General features: G+C 63.0%; 2 protein-coding genes. One reads left to right on the top strand and one right to left on the bottom strand.

Annotation, left to right across the window (positions count from 1 at the left end):
- Window positions 1-124: 124 nt before the first annotated feature.
- Window positions 125-2,752 (bottom strand): beta strand repeat-containing protein, encoded by a 2,628-nt coding sequence (locus ACG2LG_RS23565; RefSeq protein WP_396263285.1) that lies wholly within the window; start codon window positions 2,750-2,752, stop codon window positions 125-127.
- A gap of 219 nt (window positions 2,753-2,971) precedes the next feature.
- Here ACG2LG_RS23565 and ACG2LG_RS23560 point away from each other — a divergent pair, with 219 nt between their 5' ends.
- Window positions 2,972-4,003 (top strand): substrate-binding domain-containing protein, encoded by a 1,032-nt coding sequence (locus ACG2LG_RS23560; protein ID WP_396263283.1) that lies wholly within the window; start codon window positions 2,972-2,974, stop codon window positions 4,001-4,003.
- The last annotated feature ends 95 nt before the right edge of the window (window positions 4,004-4,098 follow it).

Genomic DNA, 4,098 nt, shown 5'->3' with positions numbered 1-4,098 from the left:
CCCCTCCAGATTCCCAAAGATGCCGATTCGGAGATCGGCGGTCCTCTTGAGCCGTCCTTCCGGAAAAGGAAAACGCCGGGCCCGACTGGCGGACCCGGCGTTGGAATTCAGGTTCGATCGTCGATCACTCGGTGGCGAGGAGTCGTCCGAAGAGCTTGCCTCCGATGGCGTTGCCGGCCGACGGGATGGTCGCGGTGACGTCGAGTGTGCCGGTTCCGGTGACCGTGAAGTCCACGCCCTCCACGGTAACGCCGGTGCCACTGTCCGGCACGAGGGCGGCCGGTGACAGCGGGCCCCACGGATCGGTCGCGCCGAGGTCGCCGCTGTGCTGCACACTGAGGGCGGCGGTGCCGCGGCTGGCCGAGTCGAGCATCTGGAAGGTCATCACCAGCCCGCCGCTGCCGTTTTCAGTGGCGGTTGGCAGCTTGTCGTTGGCATCGACGTCGGGATTGGCGGCGCCGAGCAGGAAGGCCATGCCGTTGTCGATGCCGTCGCCGTTCTTGTCTTCATCGAAGCCGAGATTGGAGCCGGTTGTGCCAACCCAGGTTTCAAAGGGCGATCCGCCCGGGGTGCCGACAATCTTCACGATGTTCGCGGTGGCGTAATCCAGTGAGTAGCCGGCAGGCAGGCTCGAGCTGGCGAAGGTGCCTGAGTAGGACCCGCCGCCGGTGGCATCCACCAGGATGTATTCGGTTTCAGTGGGGGTGCCGAGGACCTCGCATGTCATCCCCGAGATGTCGATCGATCCACCCGAGGTGACGACCTGGTCAATCGAGGCCCCCGAGATGTTGAAAGTCAGGGTGCCGGAGCCCTGCACGTTGCCGCCCTGGACGTCCATGGTGGCATCAGCGAGCGAGCCGTTGATCACCAGGCGACCGGCCTGGTGGGTCGTGCCGCCGGCGTAGGTGTTGGCACCGTTGAGGTAGATCTCGGACTGGCCGTTGGTCGCATTGGTGATCAGGCCACCGTTCTGAACGGCGGACTCGATGATGAGATCGGGAGTGCCCCGGTTGTTGCCATTATGCGTGAAGGTCTGCGTGGTATTATTGAGATCCAAGGTGTCCACGGAGACGCGCCCCCCGCCATCGTTGTGGGAGTCCAAAAGGATCCCGTTGGTCAGCGTGAGGACGGCACCGCCGACGGTGTCCTCAACGGTTCCCTGCTGTCCGCCATTATTGCTGCCAAGTTGCAGGTTGCCGATCGTCACGCTGTTGCCGTTGAGGTTCAACCTGGCAGTGCCCCTGGTATCAACCTTCACATCGGCACCAGTCGGGATTGCCGTGCTTGATCCCAAGGTTACGACGCGTGCATTCTGCTCTTGGAAACCGACCCAAAGGTAGCCGGTGAAGCTGTTGGTGCCGCTAAGCGTCATGTCGCCGTTATGGATCGTCACATTCCGGATCGATGCCGGAATGTCGCCCGCATAGTCCGGTGTGCCGCTCGGTTCAAGGATCAGGTCGACGTTTCCGGAAAAGCTCGTGGTGCTGGTGCCCGGACCGGTGCCGCTCAGAAGTCCACCGAGCGAGCCCGCACCGGAGCTTGCGGTGGAGAAGCGGGGGGAGTCGCCGATGTCAACCCACAGGCCGGATCCGTCGTTGAAGGCATGGTTTCCGGTGGAGGGCATCTGGTCGGCCCGGTCGTATCGGATCCATCCCCCGTTGACGGTGGTGCCACCATCATAAGTGTTGGCGACGTCACCGAAAACAAGTGTGCCTCCACCGGTCTTGACCAAGCTGCCTCCGCCCGCAGTATCCGAGAGGCCTGCATTGATTCCTCCCAATGCTTGGATTGGGTTTTTGTAATCGGGGCCATTCCCGCCATTCACCCAGATCGTCCGGGCGCTGCCGTTGAGGTCGAGCCCGTTCTGCAGATATGCCTGGCCGTAGATGCTGGGACCGTTGTTGTCGCCGAGCGGGGCACGCAGGCGGAATGAGGTCGGGTTGAAGTGGGTGCTGCCCCACTGCAGGACGGAATTGCTGGCACCGATTCTCCAGTTGGAACCGCCGTTGCCCGCGCCGAAGCCGCTGTCACCAAAGATCTGGATTTGGTCGGTGCCCGTGCCCAAGCCGTTGGGGAAAATTGTCGTCGCGCGGTAGTAGTCGGTCAGCATCCCGTTGTTCAGAGCCACGTTGCCGGAGCCCAGGTTGTTGGAGATCAGAACGACACCGTCGTTGACAATGAGCTGGTCGGCGGGAGTGGGCATCTCTCGAATATTGGCGAGGCCGGAGCTATTCATAATGAGGTCGCCGAGATTGCTGCCTGTGCCTTTCAAGTAGAAATTGCCGGTGCCGTCGAAAGTCAGATCGTTGCCGCCGTAGTCCAGTCCACCATCGGACCTCAGCGTCCAAGTCGTGTTGTTCAACCACGTCTGGGTCCCACCCAAGATGGTTGGGCTGACGAGTCTCACGGGGCCGGCTCCCGCGTTCATCACGATGCCGTTGCTCAGAGTGAGTGCCTGGCCGGAGCTTCCCATCCCGTAATACCGATCACTCCGGTTCGAGGTGAAGTTGTTGAAGGTCAGTGTGTTGGCCGTCGTGGGACTGTCCAGCGTGACCGTGACGCCGTCGCCGATACTTCCGCCGCTGCCGAACACGGCGTCGTCACCGGATGTCCAGGTTGCCGGGCTGGGAACACCGTCCAGCCACTGGTTCGCACCGAGCCAGGCTCCGTTGCCATCGGAGGCCGTGCCGTCGGCATCGTGGTCCCAAGTGAGGGTGGCGGCATGGGCGAGGGTGAGGGAGGCTGTTGCCATGAGGCTTAGCCGGATTGGGAGGCTGGATTTTGATTTCATGGATTATTCTGAGTTTGATTTTGGGTTGATCAATTGAGTCAGGATTTGTCGAACGACATACCGCAAGACTGACGACCATCCGACATGAACCGCGGGCCGGGGTCGATGGGAAATGGGCTTGCCGACCAGCCTCCGATTGAGCTAGTTGACTTTATGGATTTTCTTAGCATCACGGGGCAGGTGGCCGCCCGGCTGCGCCGGGATCTGCGCGAGGGCCGGTGGAGTCACAGCATGCCGGGCATCAGCTGGCTGGCGGACGATCTGGGGGTCAGCCGCAAGACGGTCCAACTCGCCCTGGAGCAGCTGGAGAGCGAAGGAATCCTGGAGAACCAGGGAAGGGGGCGAAGCCGGCGCATCGTCGCCTCGGCGCTTCGGAGGCCTCCCACAGCTCTCAGAATTGCCATTCTCGACTACGACCCTCCGTCGCGGCTGGAGCCCTACATGATCGATCTTCAACATCGGCTGAAGGAATCGGGGTATCGTGTCATCGACCCGCCCAAGACGCTGACGGAACTGGGGATGAATGTCGGACGGGTCAGCCGCATGGTCCGGCAAACGGAGGCCGACGCCTGGATTGTCGGCTCCGCCGGGAAGTCGGTGCTGGAGTGGTTCGTCGGGCAGGAGGCGTCGGCCTTCGCGCTTTTCGGACGCCGGAGATCGCTTCCGATCGCGGGGGTCGGGCCTGACCATGAGCAGGCCGGGCGCGAGGTGGTCCGGCGCCTGATCGAGCTCGGGCACCGGCGGATCGTCACGCTGGTTCGAGCCAGCCAGCGGGTCGGCGGGCCGAGTCTGGTGGAACGGGCGAAGTTTGCTGAGATGGAGCGGCATGGACTCTCCACGGGTGCCTACAATTTGCCCGAGTGGGAAGACAACGCCGACGGATTTCACCGGATGCTGGACGAACTCTTCCGAATCACCCCGCCGACGGCGTTGATCATCGACGAGCCGTTTCTTTTTCATGCGGCGAAGGAGCACCTGGCGCAACGCGGCATCCTGGCGCCGAGGAATGTGTCGCTGATCTGCTCGGATCCCGATCCGACCTTCGTCTGGTGCCGCCCCACGGTGGCGCACATCCGCTGGGATCATGGTCCGGTGATCCGCAGAATCCTGCGCTGGGCCTCGAACATCGCGGAGGGGAAGGCCGACCGGAGGCAGACCCTGACCCCGGCGGAGTTCGTCGAGGGAGGCACGGTGGGACCGGTGCCGGGGTGAGGAGATGGAAGTGCCAATGGGAGATGGGGCCGCGCGGGGCCACCCACCGGCCAATTTCCGGGATACCTCCGGGATCGTGGATGGTGGCGGCGGAT

It is taken from the genome of Haloferula sp. A504 (assembly GCF_044385805.1).
GTDB lineage: Bacteria > Verrucomicrobiota > Verrucomicrobiia > Verrucomicrobiales > Akkermansiaceae > Haloferula.
This window is presented reverse-complemented; position numbering and strand designations above follow the sequence as displayed.